Source organism: Paenibacillus sp. PK1-4R (assembly GCF_030369595.1).
GTDB lineage: Bacteria > Bacillota > Bacilli > Paenibacillales > Paenibacillaceae > Paenibacillus.
The window spans coordinates 5,944,347-5,963,405 of sequence record NZ_CP126535.1 but is presented as its reverse complement, the minus strand read 5'-3'; the positions used below and the strand labels follow the sequence as shown (position 1 = coordinate 5,963,405).

Sequence of the window (19,059 nt, the reverse complement as noted above, 5' to 3'; positions counted from 1 at the left end):
GTGTTGAAGGAGAGAATGAATCAAAGCGGCGTGTACTTCACTACCGATATATTACATTTCTAGATCAAGTATAGCTTTAAATACGGAATGATTTCAATACTTTACCCGTTCAAATAGGATTCCTCAATCCCTTTTTCAACTTGCTTTTCCCCTTTTTTTCGTGCAAAGGTGATTTTGAGGAGTGGTGGAGTAACCAGTGTTGTCACAATAACCATGATCACAACGCTGGTAAAGTACTCCGAATCGAGCAATCCTGAAGCAAGCCCCGTTGAAGCGATAATCAGAGCAACTTCCCCTCTGGAGATCATGCCTGCCCCGATAGCCAGCGAAGAGGAACGGTTGAATCCCGTCAGTCGTGCACCGGCTCCTCCACCGATAAGTTTGGTTACAATAGCGATGATACTGATAACAACAATGAACCAAATTTGTGAACCCACACCATCAAAGGTGACATTTAAGCCGATACTGACAAAAAACACTGGAACAAAAATTCCGTAAGCAATCGGCTCGATTTTAGTTTCAACCTCATGTTTGAAGTTAGTTTGGGAGATTGCGATACCAGCGGCAAATGCTCCAATAATTCCAGCAACACCCATCCACTCTGCAAAGTAGGAGAAGCCAAAACAAATAATCAGTCCCGCAGTAATAACGGTCTCCGTTACCTTCAGTGGTGCCATCCACTTCATGATGCGTGGAACAAGGAACCAGCTGGCAGCGATAATAATAACAAAGAATAACAGCTTCTTGCCAATAAGCAGAGAAATCGAAGTGTCTCCTCCACCTGTGCCGAGCAAGCTCATCATGACGGCGAGCAGAACCACGACGAGCACATCATCCACAACGGCTGCACCCAGAATGGTGGTACCCTCCCGTGAACTCAGCTGATTCATATCCTTCAACGTCTGAACTGAGATACTGACGGAAGTAGCACAGAATAAAAGTCCAAAGAACAGCGCGTGTGTCTGTGACATACCAAATGCTATGGCCGAACCGTATCCCCCGACAAAAGGTAAAATAACACCACCGACGGCCACAGCAAAGGCCGCCTTCCAGTTTTTCTTTAACTGCTCCAGATCCGTTTCCAATCCGGCGATGAACATCAACAACAGTACCCCGATCTCAGCCATATAATGTACGAAATCACTTTGCTGAACCCAACCGAGCAGGGCAGGGCCGAGGATGACACCCACAATCAGTTTCCCCAGAACCGATGGTTGACCCAATCTTACGGATAGATCACCAGCAAGTTTGGTAAAGATTAAAATAAGTGCAAGAACCAAAATAAATTCCATAGGTGTTCTTCCCTCCAGTAATAGCGTCTATAGGTTAACCAACCCAAGGGCGATCCATCCTCTGCTTCAATCAGACAAAAAGGCACAGAACGGCATCTGGAAAAGTGCCGTTCTGTGCCTGAAAAAGACAAAGAGGGGCCCTTGGTGACAGGCTCCTCCAGTTTCAACGCGTATGTGATTAATTGCATTAATTATACCACAAATGTGGACTCGGGTAAATGGGAGCCGGTTTGAATTTGATTGAAAAAGGCCGTAAAGGGGCATTTTATAGGGGAGTGCAGCGGTTTTTGTTCAGAGTGTTGTCACTTAACAGCCCGGAATTGCCGAGATATAATGATATAGAACATAGAAGTTAGGATATGAGGAGGATTTTGCATTGGGCAAAAATAACAAAGGGGAGCCGAACATTCCATCCCCGACGAGTAATAAAAATTTCGCAGGCATCATTATCACGATTTCCATTCTCGCTAATGTCATTATTTTATTATTGTTCTTCGCACCGTCGATTGGTTACAAAGGTGATGTAACCTTTGATATTACGGTGTTGCCGCGGTTTAATGCCGTGTTTAACAGCTTTACCTTCATCTTCCTGCTCGCAGCGCTTATTGCTATTATCAAGCGGAATGTGAAGCTGCACAAACGATTTATTCTTGCTGCATTCTCAACAACACTGTTATTCCTCGTGACCTATCTGACGTTTCATTACCTCTCACCAGAGACGTCCAAATACGGCGGCGAGGGCATCATTCGTTCGATCTATTTCTTCATTCTGATTACCCATAGTATACTGGCAGCCCTCATTGTCCCATTGGCGTTGTTCACACTTGTGTGGGGTTGGACGAATCAATTAAAGAAACACCGCAAAATTGCGCGTTGGACGATGCCAATCTGGCTGTACGTCAGTTCTACAGGTGTCGTAGTATACCTGATGATGGCACCATATTATTAATGTGATGAACGTTTCACTGTGCTAATTAGTTTGACTTGCGGGTAATGTTTCCATGGAAGGAGGGTTCACTTTTATGTACAGAGTTGTTTTGATTCGCCATGGACAGAGCATGTGGAATGTAGAGAATCGTTTTACCGGATGGACAGATGTGGATCTGACGACGGATGGTTACTCCGAAGCTCGTAAAGCAGGGAAGATCATGAAGGAACAGGGATTTGATTTTGATTACGCCTATGCATCCGTGCTGAAACGTTCTATCCGGACACTCGATATTGCGCTGGATGAAATGGACCTCATGTGGATTCCCATTACGAAGACTTGGAAGCTGAATGAACGCCATTATGGTGCGCTGCAAGGACTGAATAAACAGCAGACTGCTCTGAAGTATGGGGAAGACCAAGTAAAGGAATGGAGACGATCCGTTAACGTATCTCCCCCGGCACTGGAAGAAACCGATGACCGATATGTGCAGGATCTGGACAAGTACAAGCGGCTCGGATGTACCATCCCTTTTACGGAGAACCTGATGGATACCTCGAAGCGTGTACTGGAGTACTGGAATGCGGAGATTAAACCGATGGTGTCTGCTGGCAAAAGAGTGCTGATCTCTGCGCATGGTAACACGCTCCGTTCACTCGTCATGCATCTGGACCAATTGTCCGAAGCAGACGTGATGGCGCTCAATATCCCGACAGGCATTCCGCTTGTCTACGAATTGGATGAAGATCTGCATCCCATCGGACACTTTTATCTGACCGCCGATGGTTCGACCTACAAACATGAAGAAATGACCCATGTCGCAACGCCGTCCGATTAATTGGATGGTGAACGTCTAAGCCTCAACAGAGCAAGTGAAAGATGACCGCTGAATTGAATTCGGAGGTCATCTTTTTTTCTGCGATCAAGCCTGTACATCGTTTCGTTTTGCTCCCACAGGGTAATTGTCAAACAAGACACGATGTACATTTATCCTGAAGGAGGAGAAGCACATGTCTAAAAGAAGAGGAATTATCATGACGGCTATCGGCGCAGGTGTGACTTATCTGATGAGGAACAAACAAGCAAGAGATAAGCTGTTTAGCACTGTCTCGGGTATGATGAAAAGCTCCAATTCGTCCAATGGAGCAAGTAAAACCAGACCACGTGTGGAAGTGAAATAGATTGCGATAGTTCGTTTATCGCTTGAATTAAAATGATGATCATGAGAAACCTGGAGATGAAGTCGTTCCAGGTTTTTTTGTGCAGTTGAAAACTACCTTTTGTTTCCGTGAGGCATGCGATTTTTGGCAGCAAGAATGATACAATGGATACTTGCAGAACGTATGGAGGGAGATGCACATATGAAGAAAAATCGTCTGGGTACATCCGAACTGATGGTGTCTGAGATTGGGCTGGGATGTATGTCACTTGGAACTGAAATGGAGCACGCTGTGGGCCTGGTTCATGAGGCTCTGGATCATGGGGTCAATCTGCTGGATACAGCCGATCTGTACGACGCAGGGCGTAATGAAGAGATTGTAGGACAAGCTATTAAAGGGCGTCGGGACCAAGTCATTGTGGCAACCAAAGTAGGTAATCGTCGTATCCCCGGCAATGAGGGCTGGTCATGGGACCCGTCCAAAGCCTACATTAAGCAGGCTGTACATGAAAGTCTGAAGCGGTTGCAGACTGATTACATCGATCTGTATCAGCTGCATGGCGGGACCTTGGACGACCCCATCGAAGAGACGATCGAAGCGTTTGAGGAACTGAAGAAGGAAGGACTTATCCGATATTACGGAATTTCCTCCATTCGTCCCAATGTGATTCGGGAGTATGTAAAGAGGGCATCCATCGTCAGTGTGATGAACCAATACAGCATTGCTGACCGCAGAGCGGAAGAAAAAGTGCTGCCTTTATTGGAACAAAAGGGGATCAGCGTAATTGCCCGTGGGCCCGTAGCTAGCGGTGTGCTTGCCGATTCCGGATCTGCCAAGGCAGACAAAGGTTATCTGGACTATACGCCAGAGCAACTATATACCATTCGGCAAGGGCTAAGTCGTCTTGTTACAGACCAACGCAGTATGGCTCAGACGGCTATTCGCTACGCGTTATCCCATCCTGCCGTAGCAGCTGTTGTCCCTGGTGCCAGTTCAAGAGAACAGTTACTGCACAATATTGCTGCTTCGAATTCCCCTGAACTCACCGCTGCGGAAATTCAGGAAATACGAGAGCTCTGTCCCGCTAATCTGTACAAGCAGCATCGTTAACTCTATTAAGCCTATTTTCAATTGTAACTATACGAGGTACAATGAAGATCAGCCAAAAAAGGAACATATAAGGGAGAGAAGACATATGGAAAGAATTCAAAGTGAACAACAGTATTTGGATACAATTAACTCTGATGGTTTTACCGTCATTAAATTTGATACAACCTGGTGTCCGGATTGCAAAAACCTGGATCGTTTTATCGGGGATGTTATCGATCAACATACGGACAAAACCTTCTATGCCCTGGATGCAGAGAAGTTCCAGCCGTTTGCCGAAGAGAACGGTGTACGCGGCATTCCAAGCCTGCTCGTCTTCCAGAACGGCAAGAAAATCGCACATCTGCATAGCAAATGGGCTAAAACACCTGCTCAAATCTCCGAGTATCTGGAGACGCTTGAATCCAAAGTTTAAGCGTACGAAGGCTCAGCAGTTTGGTTAATTAACTTAGCTAAGAAGACCCCTTCTTGTCCTGTGACAGGAAGGGGTTTTTCTGTTTCATTCCAGCACGCATGATGTGCATTCAAATGTGCATTCGAAAAACTGAAGTTGAGAAACAACGCTTGTTTAGAATTTGTTCAGTGCTCCCATGTATACTGTGAGAACAAACTGAATATTTGGAGTGAACAAGATCCGTATGAAGAATGAAATTTTTGAAGAAATGCACCAATTAAGTCACAATGATGACCGGAGATATCGATTGTTGATGATTGGAGTGAAACAACTGCTGCAGGAACAAAAGGAGAATAGATATAATCTGCGTGAGAGATTGAAGAGTCGAAAGAAACTCCGGAACATTCAAGTAAAAGAGTGGTACTAGCCAGACTGCTTTTCAGAAGTGAACATAAATATGAATGTCCATGATACATAGTAAACCTATTCGGTATCACTGATGATCCAACTCAGCAAAGAAGGAAGTAATGAAGAGTTAGACTTCTTCTAATTACAGATATTCCTGTCTCTGAAGCAGCAACAGAATCGTGAAGCAACAGAAACATAGCCCAGAATATAAAATATGGCGGCCTCGCTTCCCAAGGGAATGTGAGGCCGCCATTGATTTTGCCTGTCTAATTACTTGAATTGTAATGCTTACATCAAAATAATAAAGAACACGGCTGCCAAGACAAAGCGATACACAGCAAAGACGGTCAGGCTCAATTTTTTCAAAATGGACAGGAACGTCTTGATCGCGAGCATGGCGACGATGAAAGCAGCGATGAATCCAATCGCAAAGATTGGGAAATCACTGCCGTTCAGGTGATCGATACTTTTGTACAGGTCATATCCCGTAGCACCAATCATAATTGGCACAGACACAAGGAATGTGAACTCCGCAGCGGCTACACGGCTTACCCCTGCAAAGAGACCGCCTGAGATCGTTGACCCGGAACGAGAGAAGCCTGGCCACAATGCCAAGATCTGAAATATACCCACCGCGAATGCCTGTTTGTAGGAGATATCATCGACATCATGGGTAGTAATCCGCCCACTCTTACGGCTCCAGCGTTCGGCCACGATCATTAATATACCACCTATAACGAGGCTGTACAGCACTGTTTCCGGACCAAACAAATGTGCTTTGATCCAGTCGCGGAATACAAGTCCGATGACTACGGCAGGAACCATCGCCAGGAAGATATGTCCCAGATTGAGGCGGCGGGAGTAAGGTCTGCTCCCTCCGGTGAAGCGGAACATATCAATGAATTTGTTCCAGTACAGTACAACAACAGCAAGTACAGCTCCGAGTTGAACAACCACCTCAAACGTTTTGACTGACTCGTTGTCCTCCGATAAACCCAGCAAGTGGGCAGTCAGAATCATGTGTCCAGTGGAGGACACGGGCAAAAACTCAGTCAAACCCTCGATGATGCCCATAATAATGGATGATATAATGTCCAATTCTCTTCCTCCTTGAAATGCAGGTGACAGCACAGGCTGTCCTGCTTGACCATGCCTGTTCATTTGAACAAGTCTATCACCTATTATGATCACAAATGCACTCAACTTCAACTTATGCTTGTAACCATTTGTTTAAAACTATATTGACAAAAACCTAGTTATCCCATAGGATATAACTTAACTGACTGACTGATCAATCGGGAGGGTTACGTGAATGACCAAAATCAACGGTTTGGAACCCGGTGAAGAACGCCGGGACCAAATAATACGCATAGCGATGGAGCGTTTTGCAACCCAAGGCTACCATCAGACGAAAATTTCCGATATCGTCCGCGAGGCTGGTGTGGCGCAAGGGACGTTCTACTGGCACTTCAAGAGTAAAGAAGCCATTGCTTCGGAGATTGTCTTAACGGGCAAGGAGGAGTTGCTTGAGGCGATTGGACAAGGGTACCGCAAGGATGCCGGATCGGTAGAGGATATGGTGAAAGCATCGGAAAGGCTGTTCACCGACATGTTTTCTTTTGCTGCAAAGAACCGTTATTTTATGGAACTGTTGCTCAAAGGTATCGTGACGGAAGAATCCGTACAACGCCTGGTCGAGGAGACACGTAATGCTGTCGAAACGGCGTTTCGTCACAATATGGAACGTGCCATCGAACTCGGCATGTTGCCTAAGGGCATGGATGTACCGCTTCGAGCAGCACTACTGGTAAGCATGATTGAAGGCATGATATCACGCTGGTTGTTCGGTTCCGATGAGTTGCACAGCAAGTTCTCAGCCATGACAGCTTCATCGCTGGCAGCTGAGGCAGCAAGCTTTGAGTTTTACGGACTGCTAGGCACATAAGATTCACATGATTAAACAAATAGCAGGGAATAATGGGTACAACTGCGGTTTAGTCACAATAAAGTAACCAAATGTACACCCAGATTAATACACGACTGAGAGGAAGTTAACGTAATGAACAAAACATATGGATCGAAAACTCGTAAAGGCTGGTCTTTGACAGCAATTCTGCTGATGACCGTGCTGGTACTTAGTGCTTGTGGAAGTAAGGCAACAGATGGTGGAAGCACAAATGGTGCACAGGCAAGCAATGAACTGGAGCAGATCAAGTCTGCTGGCGTTATCAAAGTGGGCATGATGGGCACATACGCACCGTACAACTTCCTGAACGATAAGAAAGAAATGGACGGCTACGATGCCGATATCGCACGTGAAGTTGCGAAGCGTCTGGGTGTAGAGGTTGAGTTTGTATCCCAAGAGTTCTCCGGTCTGACACCAAGTCTGCAAGCGAAGAAGCTTGATGCCATTATCAGCCAAATGACGATTACCGATGATCGTAAGAAAGTACTGGATTTCAGTGATCCGTATATTACGAACCAAGTTAAAATTATTGTAAAAGAAGACAATAACGATATTACCAAGCTGGAAGACTTCAAAGGAAAAACGATTGGCGTAGGTCTGGGTACAAATGATGAATCATATCTGCGTAATGAAGTGTTGCCAAAAGTGGGAGACTTCACGATCAAAACTTATGACGATGTCATCTCTTCACTCAAAGACCTGAATGCTGGGCGGATTGACGCAACAATTAACAATATGTACGCTCTGAAACCGATTGTGGATGCCAACGGATTGAATATCAAAGCTGTAGGTGAAGCTATTAAGAGTGACCAGGCAGGTATTGCTGTTCGCAAAGACAATCCGGAACTCGTAGCAGCACTGAATGATGCTCTCAAAGGCATGAAAGATGATGGCACGTACAATACCATTTTCAAAAAATGGTTTGGTGAAGAGCCTGCGCAATAATGAACCTGCAAGGCGAAGGGAAGATTTGACCCATGGAACTGGTATTTGAGAATATCCCCTTCTTTCTGAAGGGGGCTTACTATACGCTGTATGTAACTGTGATCTCTATGTTTTTTGCGTTCATCATCGGGGTGCTTGTTGCGATTGCTCGTCTGAAGGGACCGATGTGGCTTAGGTTGATCGCAAGGTTTTATGTATCCATCATGCGGGGAACCCCGCTGCTGGTGCAATTATTCGTTATTTATTACGGATTGGTCGATTATGGAGTGACCTTGGGATCACTCACGGCTGCCTGTTTGGGACTGAGTCTGAACGCAGGTGCATTTCTCTCAGAGACCTTCCGTGGAGCTATTCAGGCTGTACCAAAAGGACAGACAGAAGCTGCATATGCAACGGGAATGACCCCGGCTCAAGCAATGAGACGGATTATCTTCCCGCAGGCTGTGCGTATTGCCATCCCGCCGATGGGTAACACCTTTATTGGCATGTTGAAGGAAACATCACTTGTGGCGGCCATCGGTGTTACCGAGTTGTTGCGTTCAGCACAGCTGCTGGTATCACAATATGCATTGAATATGCCATTTTATCTGGCAATTGGTGTGATCTACTGGATCATGAGTATCGGCTTCTCGGCCATTCTGGAACAAGTGGAGCGCCGGTTGGCCCGGGCTTACTGATAGGAGGAGAGAACCGATGATTACAACAACTGGGCTTACCAAACGTTTTCAGAAAAATGAAGTACTTACGAACATCGATCTTCATGTCGATGCCAAAGATATTGTTGTATTGCTCGGACCGAGTGGCTCCGGCAAGAGTACCTTACTGCGCTGCCTTAATGGACTGGAAGAGTTGTCTGGAGGACAGATTGAAGTGAACGGTGTTGTGGTTAACAGCGCAGATCCGTTGCGAGTCCAGCGTGCCCGGGTACTGGAGATTCGTCGCCAGACCGGCATGGTATTCCAGCAGTTCAATCTGTATCCGCACAAGACAGTGCTGGGCAATGTGATGGAAGGTCTCGTTACGGTGAAAAAAATCAAGCGTGACGAAGCGGCTGAACGCGGTCGGATTCTGTTAGATCGGGTGGGCTTGTCGGACAAGCAGGATGCGTATCCATCCCGATTATCCGGTGGACAACAGCAGCGGGTCGCCATTGCACGTGCACTTGCAATGGAGCCGGAAGTGATGCTGTTTGATGAGCCCACTTCAGCTCTTGATCCTGAGTTGGTCGGAGAGGTGCTTTCCGTCATGAAGGAGCTGGCAGAGGAAGGCATGACGATGCTGGTCGTGACGCATGAATTGAAGTTTGCCCGTAATGTGGCGAACAAAATCGTCTTTATGGCGGATGGATCAATTGTGGAAGAGGCGAGTCCACAGGCGTTCTTTGAACATCCAACGCAAGAGCGCACCCGCCGTTTCTTGCAACAAATTACTGAATTTTGATAAAGATAACAGCAATCGGAAGAACGAACGTACCCGGAGCGGGTATTTAAGGTCGTGAACGATATCAGTTCAACTAAACTTTTTGCACAAGAACGGAGAGGACAGAAGAAACCTGAAGAAGCGGAGCGTGCGCCTTTATCTCCTGATTTTCCCCTTGAAGAAGGGAATCAAAAAAATCTGGGGATAACAGCGATCGGAAGGTTATTCTGTCATCGGAGTGGCAAGTGCAAACCTTTTTCGCTTGAACTTAAACTATTGTAAGAAAGAAGGATAACATCATGAATGTAACAACCGTATGGAAAGGCAAACGCGCGTTTACTTCCGAAGGACCCTCTGGCTACGCTGTTGGCATGGATGCCACTGCTGCTTATGGTGGTGACAGCAAGGGTGCGACCCCGATGGAATTGTTACTGGCTGGTCTCGGCGGCTGTATGGGAATCGATATCACAATGATTCTGGACGCTTTCCTGGACAAAATTGAGTCGATTGAGATTGAAGCGCAAGGCACACGCAGTGAAGAGATGCCTAAAGGTTTCACATCCATTGATTTGATCTTCAAAGTCGATGGGGATATTCCGGATTATCGCATCTGGAAAGCCATCCAGATGGCTGAGGAAAAATATTGTGCAGTCTCCGCTTCGCTGAGTGCCGATATTCATCCTAAACTGATCCTCAATGGGGTAAGTACACCTCGTCCTTAATAGCACACATACAGATTCTATTCTGAGAAGGCACTTCCAATCGTGGGAGTGCCTTTTTTTTGGCTTTTCTAACCTATCAAAAGTTCGTAGGTTTAAGTCAGGCTGGATGTTGAACAAGGTTCCAGATGCCCATGAATTCCGTGATAGCCTGATCGATCGTTGCATGAGGAACACCGTCGCGGGCTTGTGTAGATATGCCTTGCATAAAGGTATCAAATACGGTGGTCAGCATGTGTACATTCGTGGAAGCAGGAATTTCACCGACATCCACAGCACGCTGGATGCAATCCTGCAGGCGGTTGCGAGTCAGCTTTCTTTTCTCAGCGGCAATGTCACGGATATGATTGTTTTTGGAAGAACATGTGCTGGCTGACAGCACAATTAAACAACCAGATGGATGTGTGCTGTCTGTTTGCATTTTTGCGGTACTTCTTAAAGTTGTTTCGATTGCTTCTCTGGGTGACAGCGTGAGATCCGAGAAACTTTCCGTCACACGTCCAAACGTATCCATATATCGTTCTACTGCTTCTTTATACAGCGCTTCTTTGGATTCAAAGGCTGCATAAAAGCTGGCTGCTGAAATATCCCCCATGGCTGCTCGAAGCTGAAGTAATGAAGTGGCCTCGAAACCTTGCTCCCAAAAGAGCATCATCGCTTGTAATAGGGCCTCATCCCGGTCGAAAATGCGCGGACGTCCCGTTCTTGCCATAAGAGTTCCCCCCTCTTTTTTCTTAATTATATACTAATCGATCCAAAAGTCATTGACAAGGTGAGACGGTCTGAATAATATAAGGAATGATCGATCCATAATTCGATTACTTGTTCTACACTATCTTAAAAGGAGCTGCACAGATGTCGGATATATCTTCTCATCGTTTTCCGTGGTTGGGGTTGCTGGCCCTGGCTATGGCGGGTTTCATAGCCATTATGACCGAAACACTTCCTGCGGGGTTGCTGCCGCAAATAAAAAAAGGGCTGCAGATCTCTGAGGCAGGGGCGGGGCAGCTTGTCACCTTTTATGCTGTTGGGTCGCTGGTTGCTGCCATACCTGTGGCGGTTCTGACAAAGGGTTGGCGGCGGCGTCCGCTTTTACTTCTGTCTATTATCGGTTTTCTTGTCTTCAACACCATTACTGCCCTCTCATCAAACTATGTACTGACACTGTTCGCTCGTTTCTTGGCCGGTGTTGCAGCAGGTGTCTCCTGGGGCCTAATTGGTGGTTATGCATTACGCATGGTACCTGATCATCTCAAGGGAAGAGGCATGGCTGTGGCTATGATTGGAACGCCGATTGCCTTATCATTTGGTGTTCCGGCAGGTACGCTGCTTGGTTCATTTATGGGCTGGCGCTCAGTGTTCTGGCTGATGTCGTTGCTGGCGTTTGTACTGATTTTCTGGGTGCTCTGGAAAGTACCCGACTATCCGGGGCAGTCAGCGGATAAGCGTATCTCTGTCAAGCAAGTACTGTTCACCCCCGGTGTAATACCCATTTTAACTGTCGTTTTGGCCTGGATGTTGGCTCATAATATTTTATACACGTATATTGCTCCTTTTCTCGCCGATGTTGGTTTGGAATCCAAGGTTGGACTCATTTTACTTGTATTTGGCCTGATGGCATTGGTGGGCATCTGGATTACAGGTATTTTCATTGATCGGTGGTTGCGTATGCTGGTTCTCATGAGCCTTGCGGGCTTTGCCTTGATTTCCCTGGTATTAGGTCTTTGGAGTGAGCACATTGTTGTCGTCTTTGGTTCTGTTGCGCTGTGGGGTCTGACATTTGGCGGTGCGGCTACCCTGTTACAGACTGCACTTGCTCAAGCTACTGGGGAACAAGGTGTGGATCTCGTCATGCCGATTAATACCACCGTTTGGAATCTGGCTATTGCCCTTGGGGGAATGGCGGGAGGTGTTCTTCTGAATCAATGGGGAGCTTCGTCATTTAACTGGGCCATCTTGGCTTTAACATTGGTGGCATTGATTGTTGCATGGCGTGCCAAAGGATATGGATTTCGCCCATCTAGGAGTCACTGAACTTCTGTCAGTAGAAAATAATTCGGTAAGCCCGGTCGCCATGTTAATGGCGGCCTCTTCTACTAGAGATAGGCTGGCTTGTTGCCTGGCAATATATTACCCATTGGAATGACAATCCGAATTCTGGCGGTTATGTGGTATGATTAATTCTGAGGACAGTACATCCTGATCCTGCTGTTTATATGTAAGCGCTTATACAGATGACGGAAGGTGCAGACATGTTTAAAAGGCTGATACGAACCACTAATAATCTCAAATTAAAGCATAAATTGCTCATTTCCTATGTACTGGTTGTCATGATTCCGGTCCTGATTGTTGGTCTTGCTGTGACCAGTTATTTTCGCCAGCAAGCCCTGAACAATGCAATAGGACAGACGATCATCAATGTGGACAAGATCAAGAGCCAGACGGCAACCATGCTGCGTGTACCAACCGATATATCCAATCTTTTAATGTTTAATGCTGATCTCAAGGAGATCGTGAATAAGCGGTACAAGAGCGTTGTGGAGTTAACCTCAGCGTATCTTGCATACAAAGACTTTCAGGAGTACAGGCGTTTGTACCGTGAGATAGCGGGCATTCGTTTTTACTCAACTAACCCAACATTGATCAACAACCTCGAATTCATCCCGGTAGACAAGCAGACGGAAGAGAGCTACTGGTACCAACAGGCACTGAAAACAACCAGCATCGGGTGGTTCTACATTCCGGACAAGGAAGATAATCCTGTACACAAGCTCAGCCTGGTGCGCAAAGTACCTTTTGCCGAGTATCGGACAGAGGGCGTATTGATGATTGTGATCAATCAGGATGAGCTGAATGGATTGTTACGTCAGGAACAGTTCGAGACGATGATTACGGACGAGCAGGGGTATGTGGTTGCAGCCAAGAATACCGAGCTTGTGGGTAAAACGCTGGATGAGCTTGATTTTGGCGTTGATCTGCAGAATCAGGCAAAAGGCACCATAGAGGGTGATTTCCGGGGGGAACCATCTAATATTGTTATTGATGAGCTGGGCCCTGGATCGAGCATGAATAGCCTGAAGGTGATTTCGGTTTTTGCCACCAAAAATATCGTCAAAGACGCCAACACCGTCAGCATGATCGGCATGATTTTCATTATCCTTGTGCTGGTTATCGCCCTATTATTCGTATATATCATCTCGTTCCTCACTTCGAACCGATTGCTCCGGCTGAGTAAACACCTCAACAAGCTTGCATTAGGAGACCTGAACGTGACTTCGCGGATTGATGGAAATGATGAGATTGGGCAACTGTCACGACAGTTCAACTATATGGTGAAAAGTATCAATGAACTCATGACGCAGGTGGTAGAAGCGACCGAACAGAACAATCAATTGGAAATCGCCCAAAAAGAGATTAAACTGAAAATGATGGCGAGCCAGATCAATCCACATTTCTTGTTTAATGCACTGGAGTCCATTCGGATGAAAGCGCATATTAAGGGAGAAGCAGAGATTGCCAACATCGTCAGGCTGTTGGGCAAGCTGATGCGCAAGAGTCTGGAGATTGGCAGTGGAAAAACAACCTTCCGGGCTGAACTTGAAATGGTACGTTCCTATTTGGAAATTCAGAAATTTCGTTACGGCGACCGCCTTGCATTCCAGATCCATATCGATCCCGAGGTGGAGAAGATGTACATTCCGCCTTTGATTATTCAACCTTTGGTTGAGAATGCGATTGTCCATGGTCTGGAGAACAAAGAGGGTACAGTCCGTGTTCATATAAGTATTCGTTTAGTAGAGAACATTGTGCAGATCCGTGTGGATGACAATGGTGCAGGCATAACGCCAGAACGACTGGCTGAGGTGATGCAGTTTATCTGTGGACCGGAGGAACAGGAGAAGAGTCGGATCGGCATGCGTAATGTACATCAACGCTTAACATTGACGTACGGGGAGCCATATGGATTGCAGATTAAGAGTGTATATGGGGAAGGAACCGAGGTTTCTTTCACTTTGCCAGCAGGAGGGGACCAACATGTATAAAGTGTTTTTGGTGGATGACGAACCGAGCATACGTGAGGGACTGACAACCATTATCGAATGGGAAAAATACGGATTCCAGGTCATTGCTACAGCTGCCAGCGGGCGTGAGGCCATCTCTCGGTTTGAGGAATTGGAGCCTGATCTGACGATTATTGATATTCGCATGCCCGGTATGACCGGGCTGGATGTGATTGAAGAAGTGCGCCGGAATCATCCGGATTCGCACTTTTTGATATTGAGTGGTTATGCGGATTTTGATTATGCCAAGAAAGCCATCAGTTTTGGTGTGGATGGTTATCTGCTCAAACCGGTGGATGAAGAAGAGATCATTGGTGAACTTGAGCGGATTGCTACGATCCTGACCCGTGAACGGGAGACAATGGCACGTCAAGCTGGTGAGGATACCGTCTATCGGGAGCATCAGATTGAGGCTTTGCTCTTTGACAGTCTGGAGGGTGCGGGCAGCATGGAAGAAGATAGCCTGGGGCTGCACTGGCCTCACTATCAGATTGTACTGTTTGAGATGCATGCGGCCCCCGACCTGCAACGGGGAAGTGTTATGAAACGCAAACTGATTGAAGCATTTGACCAGAACGAACGAGGCATTGTATTCTCGTTCCATTCAGGTCTGGGACTGTTAAGTAAGGAAACAATCACATCCGAGTCATCTGCAAGAAATCTGTATGATGAGCTGGAAGGACTTCTTGGAGAATGGGAGGTTCACATGTATGGTGCTGCAGGTGAACCCGTACATTCCACTTCTGAAATTGCCCGGTCATACACGCAGGCGAATCGTATACTCGGTGAACGCTTTTTGTTCACGGAGAAACGGATCATGTTGTGGACTGAAGGTAGCGAAGGCGAAGACGTTGTTAAGCCAGGAGTTGAAGCTGTGGACGGAACACATGAGCCAGTTGAGGACGAACTCGCGGACAAGCTGTATTATGCGTTAGATATCCGCAGTAGTGAGTCAGTCATGCGGGTACTGGGTGAGATGGAAGAGCGCTTGGTCCCATATCACCGAACAGAGCAAGCCATCAAAACGGCCTTCTCACAGGTGTTCTCTCTAGCGTTCAACAAGCTTGCAGCGACGAATCAACATATGCACTCCATTATGCAGGAACATTCGGTTCTGATTAATGAAGTCTATCATCAATTGACGATGTCTGATCTCAAAGTTATAGCAGCGGAACATTTTAATCGACTTATTCAACGTATGGGTGGGGGAAGCAAGGATACTGTATTGAAACAGATGATTGAATTTATCCAGCGTAACCCTGGCGAAAATCTCAAGCTAGAGGTACTTGCTGAAGTGTTTAACTATAACAGCAGTTACTTGGGTAAGTTGTTCAAGAATCATACAGGAGAGTATTTCAATGCATTTCTGGACAAGGTTCGTATGGAAAAAGCCAAGGAATTGCTGGATGAAGGACTAAAGGTCCATCAGGTCGCGGCTAGAGTGGGGTATGCAAATGTGGACTACTTCCACGGTAAGTTCAAGAAATATGTAGGGGAATCCCCTTCCGCTTACAAACAGGCCAGAACCCAATCTTCGTCGAAAGGAACGGCTACGGATACAAACGAGGAATAAGTAAGGAGTGCTGGGCCTTGCCCTTGCCTCTTATGTAAAACGTTTTCGGTATTGCAGAGGAATTCCAGATTCATCATATTGTCCATGCACTTCCCATGATAAGCAATGGTCACGGAATGTTTCACATCTTAGACTGGATTTACAAGAATCCAGATGAAGGGATGGTTGTACGATATGAATTTGTCTGATACAAGTGCTGTACGTCATACATTGAACTTAAAAGGAACATGGCAGTTTCGTTTGGATCGGGAGTCCGATGAACTCGTTGAACAAGAGATATCACCGCCTTCACAGTGTGAAAATACATTATGGGAGACCATTCAGATTCCCGGTTCATGGGAAGAGCAAGGATACGGAGATGAGCCTGAATATGAAAGGCTCGATACCTGGACCAAGGTTCGCGAGTATGAAGGCTCAGCCTGGTATGCTCAGGATGTTCATGTTCCATCAGACGACCCCGGATGTCACTATGTATTCAGATTGGAAGGTGTCCGATGGACAACGAATCTCTGGATCAATGGACAGTATGCCGGGCAGCAGGATAGTCTGCTGAATCAACAGAAGTGGGATGTTACCTCTCTGGTGAAGCAGGGAGAAGTGAATCGGGTGGAGATCTGCGTGGATAATACGATGAAACTTCCGCTGGCTGGTAGCCATATTCATTCATTGCATACGGCCACAGCCTGGGGGGGAATCACAGGTGGTGTTTATCTGGATATTCTGCCCCCATGCCGATTACAGACATTACGGATTCAACCAGATGTTGAAAATGGAACCCTTCTGATTGATTGTACTGTAAGCGCTCCCTCAAATGAATCAGCCAGATCAATGCAATTACATGTGGATATCCAGCATCCAGACGGCACATGGCTTGATCGATCTAGTTGTAATGTGAATCTGAGTGTTCAAGCGCATGTGGATATAAGCTCAGCAGGTGTAACTGAAAGCAACGCTTTAATAGATCAGTGGCGATTGGAACTGGGGACAGGCAACTCTATCGCAAGATGGTCGGACGAATCCCCTGAATTATACAAGGCAGTGATTCGTCTGTGTAACGGTGAACAGGAACTGGATCGGCTGGAGCAATCATTTGGTGTTCGCTCCTTTGCAACAAACGGGAAGCAGCTTGAATTGAATGGGACACCAGTATATCTGCGCGGGTACGTCGATTGCTGTATCTTTCCACTGACGGGTTATCCCGTCTGGGACAAGGGGCATTATCTTCAGCAATTTCGAATCGCCAGATCGTATGGCTTCAATCATGTCCGACTGCATGGGTGGAGCGCGCCGGAGCCTTTCTGGGAGGCGGCTGATGAAGCGGGCATGTTGGTACAGGCAGAACTTCCACATTGGTCTCGTTTCTTTGAGCAATCGGATCAGTCTGCGCCAGCTGAAGTGTTGTCCTATCTGACACAAGAACTGGACAGGTTGCTCCAGTCGCTGCATAGACATCCTTCATTTGTCATGTTCTCCATGGGGAATGAACTCATTGGTCCGAATGGCCACCCTGAACTCAATGCATTAGTATCGAGGGCAAGGGATATGGACCCAACCCGGTTATATACGGACAATACAGGTTTTGGACAGCTTCCGGCGCAAGGGCGGGAAGGTGATTATTATATTCAGTCATTGAACTGGCATCCCCCGTTGGAATCCGCATATTCTGCTGTGCCGGATACCACGCTGGACTATCATTCAGTCACCCGGCTTGCGGAGCATCCCGTCATTGGGCACGAACATGCACAGTACACCATGTATGTGCGTCCCCAAGAGCGAGCCAAGTATACGGGCGTATTGCGTCCTAGCTGGTTACGACCAATCGAAGAATCGTTAACAAACAAAGGCATGATGGAGGACCTGGAGCATTTTCAACAGGCCAGTGGTACCCATCTGGTACGTTCCTTAAAAGAAGCCATGGAGCGGATTCGGCGAACACCGGACGCTGCGGGCGTACAGCTGCTGGACATTCGCGATTTTCCAGGGCAGGGACATGCTACGACGGGTATTCTGGACGTATTTTGGGATGATAAAGGCATTACAACACCAGATGAATTCATGCGATTCAACGCAGATGTGGTGCTGTTGTTAAGCTGCAAGGAGCGTACATTTTACGCTGGAGAACCCATTCATGTTGATGTACGCATCTCTCACTACGGTAAGGAGCCGCTTGAGGACGCGGTCATTCAGTGGAGGTTAATAAGCAATGATGTGATACTTAATGAAGGGGAATGGAAGACCGGAAATATCCAATGTGGGTCTGTCATGTCACTGGGAAGCATCGTCGCTACCGCTCCTCATGAAGGGGCAGCAGCTTTTCGGATCGAAGCGGAGCTGAAATCAGGCGATTTGGAAAGAACTGTAGCGAATGTATGGCATGGCTGGTCGTTTCCTTTTTATCAGTTTCATCCGAGTTCGAATCGGTTCTGGAATACCGTGGCAGAGTTGAAGCCATTCCTGGGTGAAGCGCATGATGATAGCGTAGATCGTATCGATGGATTTCAGTTGTTGAAAAATCGGGAGATTGACTTGGTTATCGTTCAGTCGTTAACACCCAATGTCGTTGATTATGTGGTCAACGGGGGAAGTGTTTGGCTACAGCCGACCGCAGAAGGGTTATATGATTCAGTGGAGACCAAGTATCTGCCTGTATTCTGGAATTACCTGATGTTTGCTACGCAGCCTGGTGCAACGATGGGCATGTATCTGAGAGATCGGCTAGCACTACTAGGCTCCTTCCCGCATGATGGGGCTTCGGACTGGCATTGGTATCACTTGGTGAACGGTACACCAGCGATATGTTTGGATACGTTGCCCGGGGTTGAGCCGCTGATCGAAGTGGTGGACCATTTCCATCGGGCCAAACGACTCGCTTATGCCTTTGAGGCAAAAGTAGGGAAGGGCAAGATTTTGGTATCCTCACTTCCGTTTGCCAATCTGGCTGTAATGAAGCGTCCGGAAGCCGCCTACTTATTTAAGGAGATACTTGCCTATCTGAATGGAGATCAATTCCGTCCAGCAACCTCCATATCCGTAGCGCAACTACTCGGCATCGTTAAACTGCAAACCATTCAATTTACATTGTAATCA

At 46.8% G+C, this 19,059-nt stretch carries 18 protein-coding genes; 15 read left to right on the top strand and 3 right to left on the bottom strand.

The genetic code is table 11. From position 1 onward, the window contains the following. Positions 1-101 precede the first annotated feature (101 nt). On the bottom strand, positions 102-1,292 hold the full coding sequence (locus QNO02_RS26010) for a cation:proton antiporter (protein ID WP_289390406.1): 1,191 nt from the start codon (positions 1,290-1,292) through the stop codon (positions 102-104). A 376-nt stretch (positions 1,293-1,668) separates the two neighbouring features. Between QNO02_RS26010 and QNO02_RS26005 the strand changes: the two genes are divergently transcribed. From QNO02_RS26005 to QNO02_RS25980, 6 genes are all read left to right on the top strand, one after another. Beyond that, on the top strand, positions 1,669-2,241 hold the full coding sequence (locus QNO02_RS26005) for a DUF420 domain-containing protein (protein ID WP_017692198.1): 573 nt from the start codon (positions 1,669-1,671) through the stop codon (positions 2,239-2,241). A gap of 73 nt (positions 2,242-2,314) precedes the next feature. Further along, a complete protein-coding gene (gene gpmA, locus QNO02_RS26000; RefSeq protein ID WP_249913203.1) occupies positions 2,315-3,058 on the top strand; it encodes a 2,3-diphosphoglycerate-dependent phosphoglycerate mutase in 744 nt (247 codons plus the stop codon). 172 nt (positions 3,059-3,230) lie between these two features. Beyond that, positions 3,231-3,401, top strand: coding sequence for a hypothetical protein (locus tag QNO02_RS25995; RefSeq protein WP_249913202.1), 171 nt, complete (start codon positions 3,231-3,233; stop codon positions 3,399-3,401). A 180-nt stretch (positions 3,402-3,581) separates the two neighbouring features. Continuing rightward, on the top strand, positions 3,582-4,490 hold the full coding sequence (locus tag QNO02_RS25990; RefSeq protein WP_289390405.1) for an aldo/keto reductase: 909 nt from the start codon (positions 3,582-3,584) through the stop codon (positions 4,488-4,490). A gap of 85 nt (positions 4,491-4,575) precedes the next feature. Further along, positions 4,576-4,902 carry a thioredoxin family protein gene (locus QNO02_RS25985; RefSeq protein ID WP_017692202.1) on the top strand — a complete coding sequence of 109 codons (327 nt, stop codon included), beginning with the start codon at positions 4,576-4,578 and terminating at the stop codon, positions 4,900-4,902. A 223-nt stretch (positions 4,903-5,125) separates the two neighbouring features. Next, positions 5,126-5,308 (top strand): hypothetical protein, encoded by a 183-nt coding sequence (locus QNO02_RS25980; RefSeq protein WP_091038496.1) that lies wholly within the window; start codon positions 5,126-5,128, stop codon positions 5,306-5,308. Positions 5,309-5,577: 269 nt separating this feature from the next. On the opposite strand, the gene bacA is transcribed toward QNO02_RS25980, so the two are convergent. Beyond that, positions 5,578-6,387, bottom strand: a complete 810-nt coding sequence (bacA, locus tag QNO02_RS25975) for an undecaprenyl-diphosphate phosphatase (RefSeq protein WP_017692204.1) — start codon at positions 6,385-6,387, stop codon at positions 5,578-5,580. A gap of 214 nt (positions 6,388-6,601) precedes the next feature. Between bacA and QNO02_RS25970 the strand changes: the two genes are divergently transcribed. The 5 genes from QNO02_RS25970 to QNO02_RS25950 all read left to right on the top strand — a co-directional run bounded on the left by QNO02_RS25970 (position 6,602) and on the right by QNO02_RS25950 (position 10,341). Further along, entirely contained in the window at positions 6,602-7,234 is a 633-nt protein-coding gene (locus QNO02_RS25970) for a TetR/AcrR family transcriptional regulator (RefSeq protein ID WP_091038498.1), read from the top strand. A 114-nt stretch (positions 7,235-7,348) separates the two neighbouring features. Next, positions 7,349-8,200, top strand: coding sequence for a substrate-binding periplasmic protein (locus QNO02_RS25965; protein WP_091038500.1), 852 nt, complete (start codon positions 7,349-7,351; stop codon positions 8,198-8,200). Positions 8,201-8,232: 32 nt separating this feature from the next. After that, positions 8,233-8,877, top strand: a complete 645-nt coding sequence (locus QNO02_RS25960) for an amino acid ABC transporter permease (RefSeq protein ID WP_017692207.1) — start codon at positions 8,233-8,235, stop codon at positions 8,875-8,877. Between the two features lie 16 nt (positions 8,878-8,893). After that, complete coding sequence (locus QNO02_RS25955; RefSeq protein WP_133387173.1) at positions 8,894-9,640, top strand: amino acid ABC transporter ATP-binding protein; 747 nt, start codon at positions 8,894-8,896, stop codon at positions 9,638-9,640. A 278-nt stretch (positions 9,641-9,918) separates the two neighbouring features. Then, positions 9,919-10,341 carry an OsmC family protein gene (locus QNO02_RS25950; RefSeq protein ID WP_036606882.1) on the top strand — a complete coding sequence of 141 codons (423 nt, stop codon included), beginning with the start codon at positions 9,919-9,921 and terminating at the stop codon, positions 10,339-10,341. Between the two features lie 97 nt (positions 10,342-10,438). Here the strand turns inward: QNO02_RS25950 and QNO02_RS25945 are convergent, their stop codons facing one another. After that, the gene (locus tag QNO02_RS25945; protein ID WP_091038503.1) at positions 10,439-11,050 is read right to left on the bottom strand and encodes a TetR/AcrR family transcriptional regulator; all 612 of its coding nucleotides are present in this window, start codon (positions 11,048-11,050) and stop codon (positions 10,439-10,441) included. 143 nt (positions 11,051-11,193) lie between these two features. Here QNO02_RS25945 and QNO02_RS25940 point away from each other — a divergent pair, with 143 nt between their 5' ends. The 4 genes from QNO02_RS25940 to QNO02_RS25925 all read left to right on the top strand — a co-directional run bounded on the left by QNO02_RS25940 (position 11,194) and on the right by QNO02_RS25925 (position 19,056). After that, positions 11,194-12,372, top strand: a complete 1,179-nt coding sequence (locus QNO02_RS25940) for an MFS transporter (RefSeq protein ID WP_289390404.1) — start codon at positions 11,194-11,196, stop codon at positions 12,370-12,372. Positions 12,373-12,590: 218 nt separating this feature from the next. Then, positions 12,591-14,381, top strand: a complete 1,791-nt coding sequence (locus tag QNO02_RS25935) for a sensor histidine kinase (protein WP_289390403.1) — start codon at positions 12,591-12,593, stop codon at positions 14,379-14,381. Continuing rightward, entirely contained in the window at positions 14,374-15,972 is a 1,599-nt protein-coding gene (locus QNO02_RS25930; protein WP_289390402.1) for a response regulator transcription factor, read from the top strand. The genes QNO02_RS25935 and QNO02_RS25930 overlap by 8 nt, the downstream gene beginning before the upstream one ends. Before the next feature lie 174 nt (positions 15,973-16,146). Beyond that, the gene (locus QNO02_RS25925) at positions 16,147-19,056 is read left to right on the top strand and encodes a glycoside hydrolase family 2 protein (RefSeq protein ID WP_289390401.1); all 2,910 of its coding nucleotides are present in this window, start codon (positions 16,147-16,149) and stop codon (positions 19,054-19,056) included. Positions 19,057-19,059: the final 3 nt, after the last annotated feature.

Excerpts from the sequence above, each read along its gene's own strand:
- QNO02_RS26010 (WP_289390406.1), bottom strand. The coding sequence starts at position 1,292 with ATGGAATTTATTTTGGTTCTTGCACTTATTTTAATCTTTACCAAACTT.
- gpmA (WP_249913203.1), top strand. The coding sequence starts at position 2,315 with ATGTACAGAGTTGTTTTGATTCGCCATGGACAGAGCATGTGGAATGTA.
- QNO02_RS25995 (WP_249913202.1), top strand. The coding sequence starts at position 3,231 with ATGTCTAAAAGAAGAGGAATTATCATGACGGCTATCGGCGCAGGTGTG.
- QNO02_RS25990 (WP_289390405.1), top strand. The coding sequence starts at position 3,582 with ATGAAGAAAAATCGTCTGGGTACATCCGAACTGATGGTGTCTGAGATT.
- QNO02_RS25985 (WP_017692202.1), top strand. The coding sequence starts at position 4,576 with ATGGAAAGAATTCAAAGTGAACAACAGTATTTGGATACAATTAACTCT.
- QNO02_RS25980 (WP_091038496.1), top strand. The coding sequence starts at position 5,126 with ATGAAGAATGAAATTTTTGAAGAAATGCACCAATTAAGTCACAATGAT.
- QNO02_RS25970 (WP_091038498.1), top strand. The coding sequence starts at position 6,602 with ATGACCAAAATCAACGGTTTGGAACCCGGTGAAGAACGCCGGGACCAA.
- QNO02_RS25965 (WP_091038500.1), top strand. The coding sequence starts at position 7,349 with ATGAACAAAACATATGGATCGAAAACTCGTAAAGGCTGGTCTTTGACA.
- QNO02_RS25960 (WP_017692207.1), top strand. The coding sequence starts at position 8,233 with ATGGAACTGGTATTTGAGAATATCCCCTTCTTTCTGAAGGGGGCTTAC.
- QNO02_RS25955 (WP_133387173.1), top strand. The coding sequence starts at position 8,894 with ATGATTACAACAACTGGGCTTACCAAACGTTTTCAGAAAAATGAAGTA.
- QNO02_RS25950 (WP_036606882.1), top strand. The coding sequence starts at position 9,919 with ATGAATGTAACAACCGTATGGAAAGGCAAACGCGCGTTTACTTCCGAA.
- QNO02_RS25945 (WP_091038503.1), bottom strand. The coding sequence starts at position 11,050 with ATGGCAAGAACGGGACGTCCGCGCATTTTCGACCGGGATGAGGCCCTA.
- QNO02_RS25940 (WP_289390404.1), top strand. The coding sequence starts at position 11,194 with ATGTCGGATATATCTTCTCATCGTTTTCCGTGGTTGGGGTTGCTGGCC.
- QNO02_RS25935 (WP_289390403.1), top strand. The coding sequence starts at position 12,591 with ATGTTTAAAAGGCTGATACGAACCACTAATAATCTCAAATTAAAGCAT.
- QNO02_RS25930 (WP_289390402.1), top strand. The coding sequence starts at position 14,374 with ATGTATAAAGTGTTTTTGGTGGATGACGAACCGAGCATACGTGAGGGA.
- QNO02_RS25925 (WP_289390401.1), top strand. The coding sequence starts at position 16,147 with ATGAATTTGTCTGATACAAGTGCTGTACGTCATACATTGAACTTAAAA.